The following is a 17,856-nucleotide window of genomic DNA, read 5'->3' on the forward strand; positions in this document are numbered from 1 at the left end:
GTCCACCTTCAGTCAGATTGCCCGCAATTGGATTAACAGGGGCGGGGGAGGTTAGACATCTGCAATCTGTACTCACACACATCCGCCCGTCAGGCGGTGCTTGACTTCACCAAGGCCATGACAGCTACGCCTGCAGTCGGAAACATGCCCCCGCAGCCCGGCATCTACCCTGACTATACGGCCCCCATTGTCCGCAATCACGATGGCCAACGGGAACTGGCAATGGGCCGGTGGGGTATGCCAAGCCCTGCGTTCGCCCTGAAGGGAAAGAAGGTGGATCGGGGTGTGACGAATGTCCGTAACACGAAAAGCCCCCACTGGCGGCGCTGGTTGGCTGTGGAGCACCGTTGCGTCGTGCCATTCACTTCGTTCTCAGAGCCAGGAAGGAATGCAGAGGGTAAATCCGAGCCGGTCTGGTTTGCGCTCAACGAGGATCGGCCCCTGGCGTTCTTCGCAGGCGTCTGGGTGAACTGGACCAGCGTGCGGAAGGTCAAGGAAGGCGAGGTGAATGCGGACCTCTACGGCTTCCTGACCACTGAGCCCAATGACATTGTGGGCGCGATCCATCCAAAGGCTATGCCGGTGATCCTGCAAACCCCCGAAGAGGTTGAGACGTGGCTGACAGCGCCCTGGAGCGAGGCTGGGGCGCTACAGCGCGCATTGCCTGATGGGGTGCTTGAGATTGTGGCGCGAGGTGGTGCGACGGACGGATCGTGATGACGCCGCCAATTTCGAGCGTCTGAACCAGACTTAATTTCCGCTTTCTGCAAACTTCAGCCGCGATGCGCATCTGACCCCTAAAGCAACTTGATGAGTGCGGAGGAGATACGGATGGCATACGCAGACCCAAGAGCCAGGAGTGGTTTCTTTTCGCACCTGCTTTCCACTTTGGAAGAAAGAAAGGCCGCTCATGTCAAGCGAGCCAAAGACAAACGCAAACAGAAGGAAATCTGGCGCATGTCAGAGCGAGAACTACTCGACCTCGGGCAGCCACAGTTGATTTGGCGGTGCCCACGCTACCGCGTCGGCAGGGTCAATCTGCGCAAAGTCCTCTGCGCTTAGCTTCACACGCTGCGGCCTGTCGGCCTCGTCCTGCGATGGTGATAACATCTGCTCGCCTCAAGTTTTTCTTGTGTCATAGGCTACAGCATTACCCGCTAAAATTCAAACTTTGATAAGTAAAAACGGCTATTTATCGCCGTATCGGAAAGCCAGTCACAATAGTTTTTCTATAGGCGATTTGCTTTGGTCTACCCACCGTGCTACGGGCTGTCCGCATCCTATCGGATTGACCGCAACCGCCGCGCTTATTGCAGGCCCCCGAGCGTCACCACCCGCACTCTCTGCTGTCATCAAGGCGTGCGTTAGCCGTTCAGCAACAGGCCAGTGCCCGGAGGATTGCTGTCATCTTCCATCTTTGCGCCCCCCGGTCTGGACATTGCCAACAATTGCCTGCCCGCCATCCTCAACGTTCACATGCTGAACCGTGACGGTTTGCTTGCCACCGTTCCGGTGTTTTCGAAGAGCTTCCATCTGTGCTGAGAATGTGCGGGTGAGCTTGTTGAAGCCGGTGTAGTGAAGTTGAGCCTGGGGTATCGTATCTGTGTTCGCCAGCCACTTCGCAGAGCGGATTGTGGCGACATGCGTCGCTGCCATTTGTACCGCCAGCATGCGCTCAACTGCGTCGCGTGGTTCGATGTCCCTAACAATCGACAGCATGAAGTTGCGCACGTCGTTTTCTTCGCCAGCGTTACCGGCCTCGTCGCCACGAAGGGCTTTTATGCAGTGCAACAGGAGCGCGTTGGCCTGTGCATGGTTGTCGGTTCCAAACACGTCACATACTGCATCTTCATGCGACATAACCACCTGATGCCCCTCCGACTGTGATCCCTCCATTTTGACGCCGATATTTTGCCCGCCTGCGTTCCGCTCCGGCGCGCCCTTGGTCGGTTCGGTTGTTTGGTTGTCATTGCTGTTCGTCATAGTCGTTCGTCCCTGCCTTATGGCTAGATGTATATATGTCCTGTTTTTTGTGACGGCGGATTTCCAGAAACGGGCTATCCCGTCACAATTTTTAGGACGGGAGGGTCATTTGTGCGGCTGATTTCAGCGTCTCCGTCACAATTTTTGTGCCGCCCCGTCACAATTTTTGTGCGGGGGTTTTTCTTTTCATCCCACCTCATGAATGTCTTTCTTGCTGGCTTTCCATCGTCGGTCGGGAGTTCGTCCAACGCCCAATGCGCGGATTCTCCAATGCCTGATGGACCCAGGCAGTGGCCCCGAACGGCATGGATGAAACCGCGTTCCTCAAGAACGTCGAACCAGCCGCCGACCGTGTTCCGGTGCGTGTTGAGTGCCTTGGCGGCGTCTCTATGGCTGAGAACGATTGAGCCGTTGTTGCTTCCGTTGAACCGACGCTTCAACTCCACGTACAAGGCGCGCGGTCCTGGCTTTAAGGATGCCCACGCAGGACATGCCTGAAGCCACTCCAGCAGTTGAACGTGGCGAGAACCGCCACGCTTGTTTCGTTTGTAAGGCTTACCCATCACGAACTCCCCGGCTTACTTGCGGCGGCGTCCAGTGCAGCCAGCACGCGAGGCAGAAGGGCGGCGTCGAACGCCACCCCCTGATTTGAAGGACGGAAGCCCTTTCGGGTTTTGGTCCAGACTCGGAAATCAACTACGTCATGGCCACGATACGGCTTGCTCTCGACGGGCCTGCGGGTAATGCGGATCTGCTTGTGGCTGTCCAGCCTGATGACATCGGGGATCATTGTCGTGCCTCCCCAAAGTGCAATGCAGCGACAAGACGTGCTGCCGCCTCACTGAGGCCATGTTTTTTGCGAAGAGCAAGAACTTGGAGTTGGAAAGCACTCATGCCGCCACCTCCTGATCCCCGACCGGAGTCACCGTGTCGTCGAGATAGTAGACACCGAAGCGCGCCCGCTCGGTTGCGGCGTCATTGGCGTAGGTCTCAGTGCGAATGTTGAACCCATAGTCACGTTTCAGGAGCAACACGCGGTCGCTGATCCGCACCGGAGACGGGCCTGCTTTGCGGCTGTGTCTCGAACGTTTGGCACCGGTTCGCAAGGACTCGGCCATCTCGTTCGACCTTCCTCGCATTGAGAGCGCCCAGGACGCCTCAGATGCCGCACGCGCGGTTCTACAGGCCGTCTCTCAGGGAGAGGTGACGCCGCTGGAAGGGGCGACCGTCATGGCCCTGGTCGAGCAGTTCCGGCGGGTGCTGGAAACCACTGAACTTGAGAAACGCATCACAGCATTGGAGGCATCTCAATGAACTTGAAATCGAGGATATCGAAGCTTGAGAGCACGTCTGGCGGCTCCGGGTCGGAGGTTGTCGTATTCCAGACCTTGTACGCGGACAGAAACGATGAGGTGGACGAAGCACACTCGAACGCGCGGGCCTACATCATCTGGGGTGTAGGTCAGACAGTCATGTTGGAGCGTTCCGATTTTGAGCGTCGCGCCGAGTTCGATGCGGAGGTCGATAGACTCAGCATACTGCCTTGGGAGCAGGCGCGGACTGGCCGTTTGGCGGAGGTAGGGCAATGAGTATCCGCACGAGGCTAAGAAAGCTGGAGAGTAGCAAGCAAGGTACCAAAGCAGAAGTTCTAATCCGTCGCCTTATCTACGAAGGTCGGCCCGGCGAGCCGGACGAGGAGCCAATCGTCACGGCTTACATTATTTGGGGGTATCTCATGATGACAAACATCACAAAGAGCTCGGATGAAACCGAAGAGGCATTTCACAGCCGTGTCACCGAGATGAGCCAAATGTCGTGGCCAGAAGCAAAGCTGAAGTACGGGCTGGAGGGCTAGGCATTGAGCATTAAGCGAAGACTGGCTGCGCTTGAGCAGAAGAAAGCCGCAGCAAAACACAGCATCATATCGCCAGTTCCGAATGGCCAGCCTTATGAAAAGCCTAGTCCGATTTCCGCTGCAGAATGGCTCAGGCGGCATTGCGGCTCTGAGGGTCGCTTAACCAACAAGGGTGCGCACTGAAAGAATTGTCCCCGCCGTTCGCGGCTGTTCCGCCTTTTGAATGCACAGCACGCTTGGCCGATATGGGCTAGGGAAGGCGAACCCTGCTTACAAGCATAGTGTACGCAACGGAGAAAATATTAAGCCCACGAGATTCATAACTGACCGCTTCACTTGGTAAGATAGCCAATGTTGATGGAATGTGTAACCAGATCAAACGGCTGATGTGTCACTCAAATTAAAGATGTTCTCATCCGAAGCTAGCGCGGTTTGGTAGAATTGCTATGATGTACGAGCGCATTTGAGCTTAATGCGAAACTACAGGCAGGTCTTACTGTAGTGTATTTCTTTTGGATAGGGGCGCTATGGAACTTGAAGAACGAAAGGTGCGACTGGAAGAAACGCGAGAAAAGAACTCCCACGAAATTAAACTCATGGAGTTAGAAATCCTAAAAAGCGAGGCCGCCTCCAAAAGTAAATCGTTAGAGGTCGATTGGGGTAGCAAGGTTTCATTGGCGCAGATTTCCGCTTTGTCCGCCGTTCTTGGTGGTGTTGCGACAATTGTAGTTGCGTACATTGGCGGGGCGTTTTCGTTAAAGGAGAACGAGCAGGCGAAGGCGCAGGCGTTGGAACTAAAGAAGCAGGAGTTTTCTTTAAGTTTGTTAGAAACTGCTTTCCAAGAGCCCGATGACCGAGCACGAGCACGAAGGCTTAAGTTCATAGTTGATGTCGGGCTGTTGGACAAGCTCAAGCCGGACGAAATTCGGAAATATGCTGAAGCGGAGGAGGAAAGGCTGGACAGCGGTGACACCGGTCCAAGCTTAATTCCTTCAAACGAGGGGTTAGTCCCGATTTCTCTTCCGGATACAACGTTGAACGTTGGAAAGGATGACGGATTTGTTGCTGTTTTGTCCAGCTCCTCCGTGATTGCTAGCAAAATTTCCAAACTCTTAAGTGAGCCTGAAGTGATTGAAAAGTTGGGCGAGTTTGGGGCGCTAGACAGCAAAGACAGATTTGCAGCCCTGCTTGCGCAATCCGCCCACGAAACCGGAAGATTTAGATCCATGGTGGAAAATCTTCACTATTCTGGATCTGGGCTGTGGAGGATTTTCCGCAGGCATTTTGCAAGTAGAGAAGATGCCGAGTCTTATGCGCGACAACCCGAGCGCATCGCAAACAAGGTTTATTCCAATAGGCTGGGCAATGGGTCCGAGGAGTCAGGCGATGGATGGAGGTATCGTGGTAGAGGATTTCTACAGCTGCCCGGAAAATCGAATTACGAAGTCTACGGTGCGCTAATAGGTATAGACTTAGTTGCAGAACCTGATTTGATGGCAGAGCCTCAGGTCGCTATTTTGGTTGCTGCAGCATATATGTCCAGAACTAAGAGGTCAGGAAGAACCCTCTTTGAGTGGGCTGACTTGGGCGATGTTATGATGGTTACGAAAGGCATTAACGGGGGGACACATGGCTTGACGGACCGAACAGTGCTTTTCGAGAGAGCGAAAGCTGCTTTAAATTCAGGACTTTTTGACGAGCACCCAATCGTCGCGGAAATCCTACGTCGGCAAAACAACTAGGCAGACAATCTTCGGCAACGCCTTCGTGAGTTTTGTTTTGTGGCTATAGCCCGCATCGCTTCTTAACCGGAAACGGCAGGTTATCTAGTTCATTTGATAATGGCGGAAAATGGCCGCTCTGTTCACGCCTCGTTCTTGCAAATTTGGGGTATTATGATACCCTTTGGGTGGTTGATCAAGGGCAGGAACATGGAAGCAACAGCAGGCAATAACCGGTCGGACCGCAAGCCATCGCGGCTATGTCCGTCGGATGAACTGAGTGCTGAAGGAATCGAGGCGCTGGAAGCTGGCGGGTTCAAATACCTGCTCGGTGACCCTCACCAATATTGGCGCGTCAATCGCACTGTTGGGGTGTTCTGGCCCGGCGGATTTGAGGGCCTATGGATGGTTCAACTGTTCCGGGGCGATGATGAACCGCACGAGACGGTCGCGGACTTCAAGGCCCTGTTGCGGACCTTCTGGGATGCCGAAAACCCCGACTACATCATGTCCAGCATCCCGACCACTTGGGAGGATATCTGGCTGACGCGCGAAACCGGGTTCCAGCAAACCGGCGTCCTGCCGATGCCGTCGGGGCCGCATATCCTCGTGGGGTGGCGCAAATGTCATTGAGTCAGACAGAACAGGTCTGCGGCGCACGTACCCGCGACGGCGGCACATGTCAGGAAGCCCCGATTAACGGCACTGGCCGATGCAGGCTGCATGGCGGTGCCTCCACTGGCCCCAAGACGGCAGAGGGCCGTAAGAGAACATCAGAGGCAAACAAGCAGCGTTGGCGCAAGATAGCCGTGGCCCTGATGCTGCTGGAACAGCGTAAGGGGGCGAGCGGATGACATCGTTCATTTTTGGTGGGAACACCGGTCAGAGCTACGAACAGATTCAGAACAAGAGACGCATTGCGGATGCGCTCACGGCGCAGTCGATGAGCCAGGCACCAAGGGATATCGGCTCAGGTTTGCATGCCGTCGGGCAAGCCCTGATGATCCGCAAAATGCGAAAGGACGCAGACAAAGCCGACGCAAAGGGTCGTGCTGATTACGAGGGCAGCCGGGGGCAGCTAATGTCGGCATTGATGGGGCGGTCACCAGCGGGTTCAATGCCTGCCGTGGCCGCTCCAAAGCCACCCGCTCAGTCGCCGGATGTAGACATCGCCAATGACACGATGCGGGCGCTGGGTCGCGATAACATGGTGCAAGGCCCTGACAATTGGGATGCGATCCGGGCCGGTATCTTCGCAGGCGAAAGCGGCGGGGATTATGATGCCCTGTATGGGTACTCGAACCGTCCCGGCGGCAAGTTTTCGAACGTCAAGCTTACGGACATGACGGTTGATGAGGCGCTGAACTTCGCCGCCCCTTCCGGGGAATACGGGCAGCACGTCAAAGGCCAGATTGGCCGCGTTGCAACGCCCATGGGGGCTTACCAGATTGTCGGAACCACCCTGCGCGGCGCAAAGGAAGCGCTGGGTCTGACGGGCAATGAGCGCATGACGCCAGAGCTTCAGGAGCGCTTGGGGCAGCACATCTATCAAACTCAAGGCACGGGTGCTTGGGAGGGTTACAAGGGGCCGCAGTCAGGCGGCACGGGTGTTCGTGTTGCGCAGAGCGGGCAGATGGACCCCACCGTTCTCATGCAAATTGCAGAACTGGCCAACAGCCCCTACGCCAAGCCCGGCGAGCGAGCGGTTATGAATGCCATGCTTGAGCGCCAATTGCAGGCCAGTGATCCATTGCGGCAAATGCAACTGCAAAAGGCACAGCTTGAGCTTCAGCAAATGCAAAACCCGCAACTTTCCAATGAGGATCGCTACAAGGTTGTAGACGGTCAGTTGGTGGACTTGGGGGCAGACGGCGGTCCATCCGCTGTAGACCTCGGCGGCAGCGGTATCGCGCCCGCCAACCTTGAGGATGAAAGCAAGCTCCGTAAAGAGTTTACAGGCCTGCAACCGGTCAAGGACTTCCAGAAGCAAGCAGGGGCCTATGCCCGCATTGTTGCTTCCGCTGAGGACCCGTCAGCAGCGGGTGACCTTGCCCTTATCTTTAACTACATGAAGCTGCTTGATCCGGGCTCAGTTGTCCGTGAAAGCGAGTTTGCCACAGCCGCCAACGCGACTGGTGTGGATGACCGGGTGCGCAACCTCTACAATCGTCTTCTGAGCGGTGAACGCCTCGCCCCCCAACAGCGCACCGACTTTGTTGGTAGGGCGGCAAAGCTCTATCAGCAGGCATCCAGCCAGCATGAAAGGGTCGCAGAGCAATACGGGCTGTCTGCTGAGGCTTATGGCCTCGATCCCGACCGCACGATCCCAGATTTCCGGTATAAGCCGCAGGGAGCGCCGCCCACGTCTCTACGTCCGAATGCGCGGCCCGGAACGCCCGAAGCTCAAGCGGCAGAACCCCCACAACCTGCTCAAGACTGGCAAGGCCCTTCCGCGAATGAAATCCGTGGGATGGACACTGCATCGATCAACGCAATGCTGAGTGCTTACGATATCCGCCAGATACCGAGCGACGTACTGAGCGCAATTGAGGAAAGGCTTCGCTAATGGGTACCCTAGAAGATGTGCGGGGCGAACTGAGCCGCCGTAGTACGTATGCCGAAGCCGGGCAGCAGGAACACGCTCTTGAGCGTCTCAGCGCTCTTGCCCGCGATGGAAAAGCCACACGGGCAGAGATGGAAGAACTGGTGCGACTTCGGGCGAATTCGGCACAGAACCAGCAGACCATCGGTGAGACTGGTGCGGCCTATCGAGGCTTTCAGCACGATATCACCGCAGGTCAGCTTGATACCCTCGGCGGGGTGAAATCGTTCCTTCAGGGGGATGGTTACGAGGCTGGGCGCGATGCAGTTCGCGACAAGGATCGAGCCGCAATGGAAGCACACCCGGAAGCGTTCGGGCGTGGTCAGGTTGCCGGTTCTGGTGCGCTTGGCGGTGTAAGTCTCGCCGCAGGGGCACCAGCGCTAAAAGGTGCAAATTGGCTGACCAAAACGGTAGCGGGTGGCGGCACTGGTGCAGCTATCGCCCTCAACCAAGCAGTTCAACAGGAGCAGTTGGAGGGCAACCCTCCTCAGTCGATGGCTGACGTTGGGGCCGTAGCCATGGACAACTGGCCCACAATCGCCACCGGTGGCACAATCGGAGGTGCCGCCTATCCACTGGCGGCCACAGCGGGCGCAACGGCCCGTGGCTTTGGGCGACTGACGCAGCAACCGCTTCCCGGCATGGGGCGCAAATCCAGCCACATGATGCGCAGCGTATCCAGCCAGACACCCGAGCCTGGGCGCGGCATTCAGCAATATCTCGATGGTCTGTCGGATGAGGTCATGCTGGCAGACGTTCCCGAGTTCCGTGCAACTGGTCAGGGCCTCGCCTCGCAGGGTGGTGCAGGTGGAAAGGCGCTTGCCCGAGCAGTCAGGGACCGGGCCGAAACTGGCGGACGTCGCATTGCCGACGACCTTGACGCTCATATCGGCCAGCCCGACGCCGCCTTTGACCAGCGCCGCGCAAATGCCGCAGAACGGTCCTCTGTCTGGGGGCCGGAATATGATGCTGCGCTTGGCAGCGGTGAGCAGGTCGGGACCGACCGGATTGCCCAACTGCTCTTGGAGCGCCAGCAGGACGCCGCAGGGGCACCAGCGGCGGCCATGAGGCGTGTTGGCAGGGAACTAGGCGTGCAGCCTGGTCTTATCGGCCCACAGGCCCCCGTGAGCGCGGCCAAGGCCCATAACGTGCGATCCAACTTGAGCGATGACCTGTCAGCCGCAGCGCAGGCCGGTCGCGGTAAGTTCGGGGCACAGGTTGGTCCGGTGTTGAATGAACTGGATACCGCGCTGGATCAGGTGCCGGGATATGCAGCAGCAAGAACCGGATACGCCAATAACCGGGCGATGGATGAGGCCATGGAATTCGGGGCCGATGCCCTCAACGCTGGCAGGAAAACAGCGCAATCCCCCGCAGAGTTCGCCCAGCAGTTCAACGCAATGTCCGAGCCGCAGAAAGACGCTGTGCGCAAGGGTCTGCGCGGTCAGGTTGCCCGGATCAAGGCCGTCATGAGGCGGTACAGGAATGGCACGTGGTGCTGTAACTGGTGTTGCGCACCTTTGCCCGACTACAAGCGCCGTGACGCGCACTATTGCTCTGAGGGGTGCCGGAAGCGAGCGGCCAGATACCGACGCATTGCACGTGGCGCTGGATAACCCGCCTGTCTGTCAGGTTTTCGGCTCATGGGGTGATACAGTTCTGCCCGTTTTCGGAGGCGCTATTGCTGGAGGCCGGTTCTGACAAAACCCGGATACTGAGCGCGACAATCTGGCTTTCGGACATCGCCTCCTACGATGAACTGAACGCGGTTTGGGATGCATGGATACCGGACGGCTGTGCGCCAGCGCGAGCCTGCGGTGAATCCCGTCTTGCTGGCGAGGGCTATGACGTTGAAATCATATGCGTTGCTGCAATTGCCTAACTTCGCCTTCAGTGGTCGGCTTTGTGCGAATAGCGTAAGCACAGCGCCCTTCCTGCCGCCGGTCGATTAGCAGGATTAGCGGGATTAGCAGCCCGGTAGAGGACTTTACCCGTTTTGGGTTTTGATCCGCCAAATCTTCCAGTAAGCCCCAGAGGTAACTACGAATTAGATGTCTGGGAACAAGATGGACGACCGGAGCTTTACGGAACACCAAAACGCCAACCAAATCGCCACGGACATGTCCACCGCTGCAATCAAGGGGGCACTTCTAATCAATGGCGGAGGAGCCATTGCAGTGCTGGGCTTTGCGGCCAGCCTTATCGAGAAGAGCATTGTTGGCACGGGCGCCATTGCAGCAGCTATTATGTACTATGCGTGGGGTGTGGTCCTAGCGGTTTCCGCTCTTGCGACCGGCTATCTAGCCAATTTCGCTCTAGCTGAGAACGTCAAGGGATCTTCGGGCTGGGGAAGGGCACGTGTATGCTTTTTTGCATTGGCAATGGGTTGCTTGTTGGCCTCTTTGGCGTTGTTTGTAACGGGATCATATGCCGTCAAGGCCGCGTTGATTGGATAGATGCATTTTCACCGAAGCCGACGAGATAGACCGCCAGCTTTGGGAGTTGAGAGAGAATAGCGCGCGGAATCCGCGCGAAACTGCTGGTCGGCCAAAAAGGAAAAGGGCTTCGCGACTAGGTCAGTTGCTGTATAGCACCCAGAAGCAAAGACACCGCTATCGCCATATGAAAACCCATTCGATACTTGGAGGCCGTATCAGATTGTGGAGCACGCATGTTCGCGAGGAAGCCGCCTAGCTGCTGCAACCGAACGGCGCAGAACACCACAACCAAGAAGCAAATCACACCAAGAATAAAGGTGATTGAGGGCATCGTTCTCCGGCGCTTTCCTGTCGGGTCTGTGATGGAAGAACGTTTGATGATTTATGCCCCGGTTTCAAGACCCAACGCGCGGCTTGCACTCGGAAGCCCGGAGCATCTGCGGCGAAGACATTAGCTCTTGATAAGTCACTGGTCCCGCTTCAAAGCCACCCCCGGCCCAGCAGCAACTTCCCCGCTGTCAAGGAACTGGATGCCTTGGGCTTCGAGGGCTGATCGAATTTTTGTTATTGCGTCGGCTGATGCTGTCACTTGCCCTGAGCCTTCTGCTCGTTTGACAGTCGGCACGGATACCCCCGCCGAGTCTGCTACCTTTGCCTGAGACCATCCAATTAGGTCTCTAGCTGCCTGAAGTTGCCTGCCTGTCATTGCCCTCTTGATCCCTTCGGATCATGTGCTATATTGATCCCTAAGGATCATACCATAAACGGAGGCCAACACAATGGCAGAACAACGCGCCAGCGCGACCAATACCGTCATGCTCGACGGCAAGAGAGGCACGAGCCAGTCCGATAAGACCCAGGCCATCAAGGATGAGAAGCTGAAAATCGAAGTGGACGCCATAACCTTGAGCGGTCTTACCAAAGCCCTTGATGCACTGACCTGGGAGGACAACGGCGAAGAGAACCCCGAAGCGGTCAGCGCGCTTATCCGCACCATCAACACGCGCTCTGAGGCGCTGATGGAACGCATCGAACAACTGGACGTCTGAAGGAGGAAAGCAAGATGAACGATGAAACCAATAGTGCAAACGAACCAGCAAAAATCAGGGCCTATGAGTTCGAGGATCTGCTGACCATTGACCACCGCATTGACGCTTTCTGCGACTGGAATGACTGCGAGCCACCTGAATTGAGTTTTGATGAGGACGGCTCCCTGCTTATGACTGAAAACATCGTTGATTGGTGCCGGGAACAGGGCGCAAGCATCGACTGGATTTTCTGCGGTGATCCGAAGGGAATGGCAGCCGCCTTCCGCAAGAACAGTGAAGAATTCAGGCCGATCAAGAAGGAATTGGAGGAACTGAACCCAGAGCAGCTCCGCACCGTTACAGTGGCTATGAAGGCTTACATTGCCGGTATCGCCCCGCTTGAACAGACCATGGAGGCGTCAAAGGCAGCTCTGGATGAACTGAAGGAAGAGGCAGCATGACCGCCCTAATGACAAAATCACTGGATGCTAAATTGCTGAAGGCTGATGAAACCGCTGTTCTGTTGCACGGCCTTCTTCAAGGACTTGAAATCCTCGTTGATGAATTGCTGGGCCGCGATGAGCCTGAGATGCGTACACGGAATGCCGTGGCCGCGCTGTCAGGTCACGTGGTTGAAATCGCTGACAGCCTGACCGACAACGTGCAGTCGGCACAGGATTTGGAACGAAAACTGACCAGGGAGAGCGCCCAAGCGGCTTAGTGAACTTCAACCAGGGCGCGGCAGTCACTGCGCCCCTTTTTGTTTGTAACGAGTGCTTTCATGAGTTTTTACCAAGTGAACCGGAGCTGGTCGGATCAGTTCCTGCCGGAGATTAGGCGCATAGTCGGGGGCCACTTGCTCAAGGCCGCGCCTGATCCTCTGGATCACTTCCAGGCCACAGACTTAGTAACGCTGGACGCCAAAGACATGCGGATAGCCGCCCGTGTCCGTCGTCCCGGTTACTCGATGCTCTATCCCAATCAGTTCACCATCCGTGCGCAGGTTCCGTCAGGCGCAGAGACCGAACTATCCAAGATAGTGAACGGCTACGGTGATTGGATGTTCTACGGCCATGCAGGCGTTGACGGGTTGTCGCTGCAAAACTGGTGGCTCATTGACCTGCGAGCATTCAGGGCAGCGCTAATCCGTCACGGGGCCAATGGCAGCTTCATTCGCATGGGCGACAAGCGGAACCCGGACGGGACGTGCTTCAAGTGGTTCGATATCCAGTCATTCCCGGATGATCCGCCGCTGGTGGTGGCGAGGGGGTAGGGGCGGCAGAGATTTTTTGTTCAAACGTGATTCACTTCACAGAAGGTCAGCGGCGTTTGGTTCATGCTGAAATTGTTAATTGGTTACGTCAGTAAGACGTTGGTTCAGTAAATTCCCCAAAAGGTACGGGCACGCCACAGGCCGTGCCCGTTCTTTTTTTGAGTGGCGCATGCCGGGCAAGCAGCGCATCGCAACACTGGCATGAATTCATTGTGACACTGGATAACCGTCGGTGGTGTCGAGGGAATGACAATTGAAGCTAGATTTCGCATTGCTACGCACACTAGATTGGTGTGGTTGATGCAGGTTCTCCGGGGGGATCTAGTGCAAATTCGGCCTTTCTTTATGTGCATCTTGATTGCAACGCTTCAATTGCCCCAAGCCAACGCGCAATCTCAAGCAGACGGGCACGCCCAAGAATACTGCTCACTAGTGGCTGCAACTGTGAAAGATTCGTGCCTAGAAGCAACACCGGCGGGCACTGCGAATAACGCTGTGGGGGAGGCATTTTCAAATTCAGCCGCATTGTGTGCAGAGCATCGGCATCAAATAATTTGCACCGTTCTTATTCCGCCGAGAGAGTTTACTTTGCAGGCCTATGTTGAGCACTTCAGGCGCAACCGCTATCCTACAGTGACCGTTGAATGCACGCTTGAGCGAAATGGTTGGCTTGGAGTGATCGACGGGGCTTTCACTTTCAAAGTCGGAGAAAGCTACTCATTTGCGGTTTGCTAGAAGCATGATCGACTCATCTAAGTAGCGGCTATTGTCAGCTTGGATGTGAAAAACCGTGACACTTAACAAGCCGCAAGAGAAAGAAACCTGACAGGTGTCGTCGGATGACCGCTCTAGAGCCCTTAGCAGTCAGAAGCGCCGACAAAGACAGTTCCAGAAAAAAGAGCGTTAGTTTGATGGCGTCATATTAACGATTGTGGGTTCTCGATCACCGCTTGTCTCAAAGACAATCATTTCGTCGCCCATTGCGTCGAAGTCGATTTGCTTCATATCGACCATGTGTACCGTCCGGTCATACATCGTGTGGTAGTAGTAGGCGAGGTTCTGGGAGTCACTGGCCGTCGTAATCTGCGTCGCACTGTAGAGCAAATCATCCGACTGGACGTCATCCTGTGCTCCCTCAGCAGCATCCGCTGGGATGTTGAAGTTGTCGAGAATCCTGAATGCCTCACGCACCGTATCGTAACCGCCATCTGTCGGTCGCGCAGTTTGCGAGAACGCGACCGCGCGGACAAAGCGTGACGGCGGAGTGAAATCGCCGGGTAGGCCAATCATTCCGCTGCCCGCGCCAAGCGGTGCAAAGGTCACGCCGCTGGCTTCGACCGACGGAAGGCCAAGTGCTGACAGATTGACGTAGTTGTTGAGATTCGTCATGTGCCAGTCGTAATTGGGAGAGTTTGTAATAACACCCAGCGGGGCCTCAAAAACCGTCAGTTCACCGTCAATGTATTCGATTACGATCCGTCCGCCGAAGCGATCCGCTACCAACATGTGGAAGGGAAAGGGAAAGCCAAGGGTTTCATCCACAACGCCGACGACGCGAACGGCTTCAAGACCAGCTTGCGCTTCCTCAACTGTCTCGTATTGCGAAAGGACATACGAAGCCAGTAAATCTCCGGGGATCGTGTTGTCGGCGAGCTCTGGCAGGTACTCTTGGTATTCAGTAAAGCCCGGCAAGTAAAACAAACCAGCAGTCAGTCCAGCCTCATTAATCCCATCGGCTGGCGCGCCGTGGTCCAACATACTGATGCCGACCATGCCGAAGCGGCCAGTCCAAGAGGCGCCTTGTTTCCCGTCGGGCATCGCGCCAGCGCTATAAGTGAAGCCCCTTGGGATAATGTTGATCTTCGTTTCGAGGTCGAAGGGGCCCCACTCTGCAGTTCTTGCGCGAACGATGCTTCCGTCTGTTCCGTTCAGCATAATCCCGGTACACGCCCATGCCATCGATACAGAAGCAATCAAGGCCACGCTGACGCGGGCAGTTGCCTTAAGAATTCTGTAAAATGTCATGTCTCTTCTCCTGACGGCAGTTTCCAAACGGATCATTCCACACAATTGCGATGCTAACATGTTGAATGGCTTCTGCTCAGGTGGCAAATCGCCCATCAGTCGGTCGAAAGAACTTGGCGACACAGTAACGCCAGCAGAAGTAACGGCGGCTTCGCCCGCACTGCCGACCTTCTCAATGTATCACCAGCTCCTCATAAGTGCCCTCAGGGGTCCATTTCCCAATCCTGGTGCCCGTGAGCAGATTTACTTTGGGCCGACTCTGGCTGTGGGGCAGAGTTGCATGCTGTTAGGTGATTCAAGGGGTTAGACCGGGCACATTTGTCCCCCATATGTCCCCCAGTAGGGGAGTTCTGCCTTGAGAATAAGGCTCAATATCCTGTAAGTCATTGATTTCAGTGGTGAGCCGTGCAGGATTCGAACCTGCGACCCACTGATTAAAAGTCAGTTGCTCTACCAACTGAGCTAACGGCCCACTCTCTGTGTTTGGGATCCTCGAACCCCGCGCGACGTCTAGTCATTTCACCGGCAAGGTTCAAGACCAGTTTCGCTTCTCGTTTCGCCAGCATCCCGAAAGAACCGCCGACCCGATAGGCGGCCTAATTATGAGCAGCACCCGGGGTGGTCAAGTCCTTTTTTGGGGAATCTTCTCCGAAGGCTGGATTCGCGTACTTGCCGGCGTTATATGCCTGCCATGGCAGACAAATATGAAACCGCATTGCCCTTCATGAAGATGCACGGGCTAGGCAACGACTTTGTTGTTGTCGATGCACGCACGCAGGCAGTGCCGGTCTCGGCGCGGCTCGCACAAGCTGTGGCGCACCGCCATTTTGGTGTGGGATTTGATCAGCTTGCAGTCATCAAAAAGGGCACAGGGGATGCGCATCTGGTGTTCTATAACGCCGATGGTTCGACCTCGGCCGCCTGCGGCAATGCCACACGCTGTATTGCGCGGCATTTGATCGACGAAAGCGGCAAGACCGAGCTAAACCTGACCACCGATCGCGGCGCACTGGTAGCGCGTGACGCGGGCGGAGGCATGACGTCTGTGAATATGGGTCAGCCACAATTGCACTGGGATGAGATTCCGCTGGCCGAGGAGGTGGATACGCTGGATCTGCCGATCGAGGGCGCCCCGGTCGCCACCGGCATGGGCAATCCACACTGCTCGTTTTTTGTCGAAGATGCCGAGGCGGTGCCGCTAGAGGTATTTGGCGCGCGGTACGAGCATCATCCGCTCTATCCGCAGCGCACCAACGTGCAGGTGGCGCAGGTCGTCAGCTCCGATCACATCCGCATGCGGGTGTGGGAGCGTGGCGTGGGCGTGACGCTGGCATCCGGCTCCTCTTCTTGCGCCACGGCCGTGGCAGCGGCGCGGCGCGGATTGACGGGGCGCGAGGTGCGAATTGATCTGGATGGCGGCACGCTGGACGTCGCGTGGCGCGACGACGGCGTCTGGATGACGGGCCCGAGCATGCATGTCTTCTCCGGCGTGCTGACGCCAGAATTTCTGGAGACTCTGGGATGAGCACCCCCAAATTCACCACCTTGGGCTGCCGCCTGAACGCCTATGAAACCGAGGCGATGAAAGAGCTGTCGGCGCAGGCCGGAATGCGGGACGCGGTGATTGTGAACACCTGCGCCGTGACCTCCGAGGCTGTGCGCAAGGCTCGGCAGGAAATCCGCCGACTGCGGCGCGAAAACCCCGATGCCCGCGTCATCGTCACCGGCTGCGCGGCCCAGACCGAGCCCGAGACCTTTGCCCGGATGGACGAGGTCGACGCCGTGATCGGCAATACCGAGAAGATGCAGCCCGAGACTTGGAAGGGGCTGGCCGCCGACTTCATCGGCAAGACCGAAGCGGTGCAAGTCGACGACATCATGTCAGTCACTGAAACCGCGGGCCACCTGATTGACGGGTTCGGAACTCGCTCGCGGGCCTATGTGCAGGTTCAGAATGGCTGCGACCACCGCTGCACCTTCTGCATCATCCCCTATGGCCGCGGCAACTCTCGCAGCGTTCCCGCGGGCGTCGTGGTGGACCAGATCAAGCGATTGGTGGACAGAGGCTACAACGAGGTTGTGCTGACCGGGGTCGACCTGACCTCCTGGGGGGCTGATCTGCCAGCAGAGCCGAAACTGGGCGATCTGGTGATGCGGATTCTGAAACTGGTGCCCGATCTGCCGCGCCTGCGGATCAGTTCGATCGATTCCATCGAGGTGGACGAGAACCTGATGCAAGCCATCGCGACCGAGTCACGCCTGATGCCGCATTTGCACCTGTCGCTACAACATGGCGACGATCTGATCCTGAAACGGATGAAGCGTCGCCATCTGCGCGATGACGCGATCCGTTTCGCCGAAGAGGCCCGCAGCCTGCGTCCCGAAATGACCTTTGGCGCGGACATCATCGCAGGCTTTCCCACCGAGAGCGACGCGCATTTCGAAAACTCCCTGAAGCTGGTCGAAGAGTGCAACCTGACCTGGCTGCATGTCTTCCCCTATTCGCCTCGCCCCGGCACCCCTGCCGCGCGGATGCCGCAAGTGGACGGCAAGGTGATCAAACACCGCGCCGCCCGCCTGCGCGCCAGCGGCGCGTCACAGGTCGGCAGACACCTTCAGGCGCAGCTCGGCAAGACACATCAGATTCTGATGGAAAACCCGCATATGGGCCGCACAGAGCAGTTTACGGAGGTTGATTTCTCGACCCCCCAACGCGAGGGCGAAATCGTGACCGCCGCGATCCTCGGCCAGAACGGCAATCATCTGACCGCCTGAAGCGAACGCTCCTGCGATCCTGCACCGATCCGCCCTTCATCTGGCCAAGAATATCCCTAGGGAAGCGCGCGCAGCGTGACGGGGATGGAGCCCCCAAAAAAGAAAACCCCCCGCAGTCAAAGACGCGAGGGGTTTGGTCGATCTCTTGTAAAGAAA

General features: G+C 56.8%; 23 protein-coding genes, 1 tRNA gene and 1 pseudogene. 17 read left to right on the top strand and 8 right to left on the bottom strand.

The genetic code is table 11. From position 1 onward, the window contains the following. The first annotated feature begins 66 nt into the window (after window positions 1-66). Window positions 67-717 (top strand): SOS response-associated peptidase, encoded by a 651-nt coding sequence (locus AB1E34_RS12440; RefSeq protein ID WP_372572758.1) that lies wholly within the window; start codon window positions 67-69, stop codon window positions 715-717. A 498-nt stretch (window positions 718-1,215) separates the two neighbouring features. On the opposite strand, the pseudogene AB1E34_RS12445 reads toward AB1E34_RS12440, so the two are convergent. The 5 genes and pseudogenes from AB1E34_RS12445 to AB1E34_RS12465 all read right to left on the bottom strand — a co-directional run. Next, a pseudogene (locus AB1E34_RS12445) lies at window positions 1,216-1,374 on the bottom strand (hypothetical protein); the annotation flags it as partial. A gap of 30 nt (window positions 1,375-1,404) precedes the next feature. Beyond that, window positions 1,405-1,983 (bottom strand): hypothetical protein, encoded by a 579-nt coding sequence (locus tag AB1E34_RS12450; protein ID WP_372572666.1) that lies wholly within the window; start codon window positions 1,981-1,983, stop codon window positions 1,405-1,407. Window positions 1,984-2,057: 74 nt separating this feature from the next. Next, window positions 2,058-2,546, bottom strand: a complete 489-nt coding sequence (locus tag AB1E34_RS12455; RefSeq protein WP_372572667.1) for a hypothetical protein — start codon at window positions 2,544-2,546, stop codon at window positions 2,058-2,060. Further along, window positions 2,546-2,773: a hypothetical protein gene (locus AB1E34_RS12460; protein ID WP_372572668.1), complete on the bottom strand. Its 228-nt coding sequence runs from the start codon at window positions 2,771-2,773 to the stop codon at window positions 2,546-2,548. The genes AB1E34_RS12455 and AB1E34_RS12460 overlap by 1 nt, the downstream gene beginning before the upstream one ends. 100 nt (window positions 2,774-2,873) lie before the next feature. Beyond that, window positions 2,874-3,017, bottom strand: a complete 144-nt coding sequence (locus AB1E34_RS12465) for a hypothetical protein (protein WP_372572669.1) — start codon at window positions 3,015-3,017, stop codon at window positions 2,874-2,876. Window positions 3,018-3,072: 55 nt separating this feature from the next. Here AB1E34_RS12465 and AB1E34_RS12470 point away from each other — a divergent pair, with 55 nt between their 5' ends. The 10 genes from AB1E34_RS12470 to AB1E34_RS12515 all read left to right on the top strand — a co-directional run bounded on the left by AB1E34_RS12470 (window position 3,073) and on the right by AB1E34_RS12515 (window position 10,617). Then, entirely contained in the window at window positions 3,073-3,297 is a 225-nt protein-coding gene (locus AB1E34_RS12470; RefSeq protein WP_372572670.1) for a hypothetical protein, read from the top strand. Further along, window positions 3,294-3,572: a hypothetical protein gene (locus AB1E34_RS12475; RefSeq protein WP_372572671.1), complete on the top strand. Its 279-nt coding sequence runs from the start codon at window positions 3,294-3,296 to the stop codon at window positions 3,570-3,572. The genes AB1E34_RS12470 and AB1E34_RS12475 overlap by 4 nt, the downstream gene beginning before the upstream one ends. After that, a complete protein-coding gene (locus tag AB1E34_RS12480; RefSeq protein ID WP_372572672.1) occupies window positions 3,569-3,838 on the top strand; it encodes a hypothetical protein in 270 nt (89 codons plus the stop codon). Before AB1E34_RS12475 ends, AB1E34_RS12480 begins: the two co-directional genes overlap by 4 nt. A 527-nt stretch (window positions 3,839-4,365) precedes the next feature. Further along, window positions 4,366-5,580, top strand: coding sequence for a glycoside hydrolase family 19 protein (locus tag AB1E34_RS12485; protein WP_372572673.1), 1,215 nt, complete (start codon window positions 4,366-4,368; stop codon window positions 5,578-5,580). A gap of 189 nt (window positions 5,581-5,769) precedes the next feature. Beyond that, a complete protein-coding gene (locus AB1E34_RS12490; protein WP_372572674.1) occupies window positions 5,770-6,192 on the top strand; it encodes a hypothetical protein in 423 nt (140 codons plus the stop codon). After that, window positions 6,183-6,413: an HGGxSTG domain-containing protein gene (locus tag AB1E34_RS12495; RefSeq protein WP_372572675.1), complete on the top strand. Its 231-nt coding sequence runs from the start codon at window positions 6,183-6,185 to the stop codon at window positions 6,411-6,413. The genes AB1E34_RS12490 and AB1E34_RS12495 overlap by 10 nt, the downstream gene beginning before the upstream one ends. After that, window positions 6,410-8,125 (top strand): hypothetical protein, encoded by a 1,716-nt coding sequence (locus tag AB1E34_RS12500; protein WP_372572676.1) that lies wholly within the window; start codon window positions 6,410-6,412, stop codon window positions 8,123-8,125. The genes AB1E34_RS12495 and AB1E34_RS12500 overlap by 4 nt, the downstream gene beginning before the upstream one ends. Further along, the gene (locus tag AB1E34_RS12505; RefSeq protein ID WP_372572677.1) at window positions 8,125-9,777 is read left to right on the top strand and encodes a hypothetical protein; all 1,653 of its coding nucleotides are present in this window, start codon (window positions 8,125-8,127) and stop codon (window positions 9,775-9,777) included. The genes AB1E34_RS12500 and AB1E34_RS12505 overlap by 1 nt, the downstream gene beginning before the upstream one ends. Then, the gene (locus AB1E34_RS12510) at window positions 9,774-10,043 is read left to right on the top strand and encodes a RidA family protein (RefSeq protein WP_372572759.1); all 270 of its coding nucleotides are present in this window, start codon (window positions 9,774-9,776) and stop codon (window positions 10,041-10,043) included. The genes AB1E34_RS12505 and AB1E34_RS12510 overlap by 4 nt, the downstream gene beginning before the upstream one ends. 184 nt (window positions 10,044-10,227) lie before the next feature. Then, on the top strand, window positions 10,228-10,617 hold the full coding sequence (locus tag AB1E34_RS12515) for a hypothetical protein (RefSeq protein ID WP_372572678.1): 390 nt from the start codon (window positions 10,228-10,230) through the stop codon (window positions 10,615-10,617). Window positions 10,618-11,065: 448 nt separating this feature from the next. On the opposite strand, the gene AB1E34_RS12525 is transcribed toward AB1E34_RS12515, so the two are convergent. Further along, the gene (locus AB1E34_RS12525; RefSeq protein WP_372572679.1) at window positions 11,066-11,305 is read right to left on the bottom strand and encodes a helix-turn-helix domain-containing protein; all 240 of its coding nucleotides are present in this window, start codon (window positions 11,303-11,305) and stop codon (window positions 11,066-11,068) included. Between the two features lie 73 nt (window positions 11,306-11,378). On the opposite strand from AB1E34_RS12525, the gene AB1E34_RS12530 reads away from it, so the two are divergent. The 4 genes from AB1E34_RS12530 to AB1E34_RS12545 are packed head-to-tail and all read left to right on the top strand — an operon-like array spanning window position 11,379 to window position 12,900. After that, entirely contained in the window at window positions 11,379-11,648 is a 270-nt protein-coding gene (locus AB1E34_RS12530; RefSeq protein ID WP_372572680.1) for a hypothetical protein, read from the top strand. Between the two features lie 14 nt (window positions 11,649-11,662). Beyond that, window positions 11,663-12,088 (top strand): hypothetical protein, encoded by a 426-nt coding sequence (locus AB1E34_RS12535; RefSeq protein ID WP_372572681.1) that lies wholly within the window; start codon window positions 11,663-11,665, stop codon window positions 12,086-12,088. Continuing rightward, window positions 12,085-12,348: a hypothetical protein gene (locus tag AB1E34_RS12540; RefSeq protein ID WP_372572682.1), complete on the top strand. Its 264-nt coding sequence runs from the start codon at window positions 12,085-12,087 to the stop codon at window positions 12,346-12,348. Before AB1E34_RS12535 ends, AB1E34_RS12540 begins: the two co-directional genes overlap by 4 nt. A 60-nt stretch (window positions 12,349-12,408) precedes the next feature. Next, a complete protein-coding gene (locus AB1E34_RS12545; protein WP_372572683.1) occupies window positions 12,409-12,900 on the top strand; it encodes a hypothetical protein in 492 nt (163 codons plus the stop codon). 903 nt (window positions 12,901-13,803) lie between these two features. Here the strand turns inward: AB1E34_RS12545 and AB1E34_RS12550 are convergent. Together AB1E34_RS12550 and AB1E34_RS12555 are read right to left on the bottom strand one after the other, a co-directional pair. Next, window positions 13,804-14,925: a linear amide C-N hydrolase gene (locus AB1E34_RS12550; protein WP_372572684.1), complete on the bottom strand. Its 1,122-nt coding sequence runs from the start codon at window positions 14,923-14,925 to the stop codon at window positions 13,804-13,806. Window positions 14,926-15,321: 396 nt separating this feature from the next. Then, a tRNA-Lys gene (locus AB1E34_RS12555) sits at window positions 15,322-15,397 on the bottom strand. Window positions 15,398-15,607: 210 nt separating this feature from the next. Between AB1E34_RS12555 and dapF the strand changes: the two genes are divergently transcribed. Further along, a complete protein-coding gene (dapF, locus tag AB1E34_RS12560) occupies window positions 15,608-16,450 on the top strand; it encodes a diaminopimelate epimerase (RefSeq protein ID WP_372572685.1) in 843 nt (280 codons plus the stop codon). Continuing rightward, window positions 16,447-17,700, top strand: a complete 1,254-nt coding sequence (mtaB, locus tag AB1E34_RS12565; protein WP_372572686.1) for a tRNA (N(6)-L-threonylcarbamoyladenosine(37)-C(2))-methylthiotransferase MtaB — start codon at window positions 16,447-16,449, stop codon at window positions 17,698-17,700. The genes dapF and mtaB overlap by 4 nt, the downstream gene beginning before the upstream one ends. Window positions 17,701-17,856 lie beyond the last annotated feature (156 nt).

Origin of the sequence: Ruegeria jejuensis, assembly GCF_041537905.1 — a bacterium.
Classification (GTDB): domain Bacteria; phylum Pseudomonadota; class Alphaproteobacteria; order Rhodobacterales; family Rhodobacteraceae; genus Ruegeria_C.

Excerpts from the sequence above, each read along its gene's own strand:
- AB1E34_RS12480 (WP_372572672.1), top strand. The coding sequence starts at position 3,569 with ATGAGTATCCGCACGAGGCTAAGAAAGCTGGAGAGTAGCAAGCAAGGT.
- AB1E34_RS12485 (WP_372572673.1), top strand. The coding sequence starts at position 4,366 with ATGGAACTTGAAGAACGAAAGGTGCGACTGGAAGAAACGCGAGAAAAG.
- AB1E34_RS12475 (WP_372572671.1), top strand. The coding sequence starts at position 3,294 with ATGAACTTGAAATCGAGGATATCGAAGCTTGAGAGCACGTCTGGCGGC.
- AB1E34_RS12540 (WP_372572682.1), top strand. The coding sequence starts at position 12,085 with ATGACCGCCCTAATGACAAAATCACTGGATGCTAAATTGCTGAAGGCT.
- AB1E34_RS12530 (WP_372572680.1), top strand. The coding sequence starts at position 11,379 with ATGGCAGAACAACGCGCCAGCGCGACCAATACCGTCATGCTCGACGGC.
- dapF (WP_372572685.1), top strand. The coding sequence starts at position 15,608 with ATGCCTGCCATGGCAGACAAATATGAAACCGCATTGCCCTTCATGAAG.
- AB1E34_RS12490 (WP_372572674.1), top strand. The coding sequence starts at position 5,770 with ATGGAAGCAACAGCAGGCAATAACCGGTCGGACCGCAAGCCATCGCGG.
- AB1E34_RS12545 (WP_372572683.1), top strand. The coding sequence starts at position 12,409 with ATGAGTTTTTACCAAGTGAACCGGAGCTGGTCGGATCAGTTCCTGCCG.
- mtaB (WP_372572686.1), top strand. The coding sequence starts at position 16,447 with ATGAGCACCCCCAAATTCACCACCTTGGGCTGCCGCCTGAACGCCTAT.
- AB1E34_RS12505 (WP_372572677.1), top strand. The coding sequence starts at position 8,125 with ATGGGTACCCTAGAAGATGTGCGGGGCGAACTGAGCCGCCGTAGTACG.
- AB1E34_RS12525 (WP_372572679.1), bottom strand. The coding sequence starts at position 11,305 with ATGACAGGCAGGCAACTTCAGGCAGCTAGAGACCTAATTGGATGGTCT.
- AB1E34_RS12450 (WP_372572666.1), bottom strand. The coding sequence starts at position 1,983 with ATGACGAACAGCAATGACAACCAAACAACCGAACCGACCAAGGGCGCG.
- AB1E34_RS12515 (WP_372572678.1), top strand. The coding sequence starts at position 10,228 with ATGGACGACCGGAGCTTTACGGAACACCAAAACGCCAACCAAATCGCC.
- AB1E34_RS12495 (WP_372572675.1), top strand. The coding sequence starts at position 6,183 with ATGTCATTGAGTCAGACAGAACAGGTCTGCGGCGCACGTACCCGCGAC.
- AB1E34_RS12460 (WP_372572668.1), bottom strand. The coding sequence starts at position 2,773 with ATGATCCCCGATGTCATCAGGCTGGACAGCCACAAGCAGATCCGCATT.
- AB1E34_RS12500 (WP_372572676.1), top strand. The coding sequence starts at position 6,410 with ATGACATCGTTCATTTTTGGTGGGAACACCGGTCAGAGCTACGAACAG.
- AB1E34_RS12550 (WP_372572684.1), bottom strand. The coding sequence starts at position 14,925 with ATGACATTTTACAGAATTCTTAAGGCAACTGCCCGCGTCAGCGTGGCC.
- AB1E34_RS12535 (WP_372572681.1), top strand. The coding sequence starts at position 11,663 with ATGAACGATGAAACCAATAGTGCAAACGAACCAGCAAAAATCAGGGCC.
- AB1E34_RS12455 (WP_372572667.1), bottom strand. The coding sequence starts at position 2,546 with ATGGGTAAGCCTTACAAACGAAACAAGCGTGGCGGTTCTCGCCACGTT.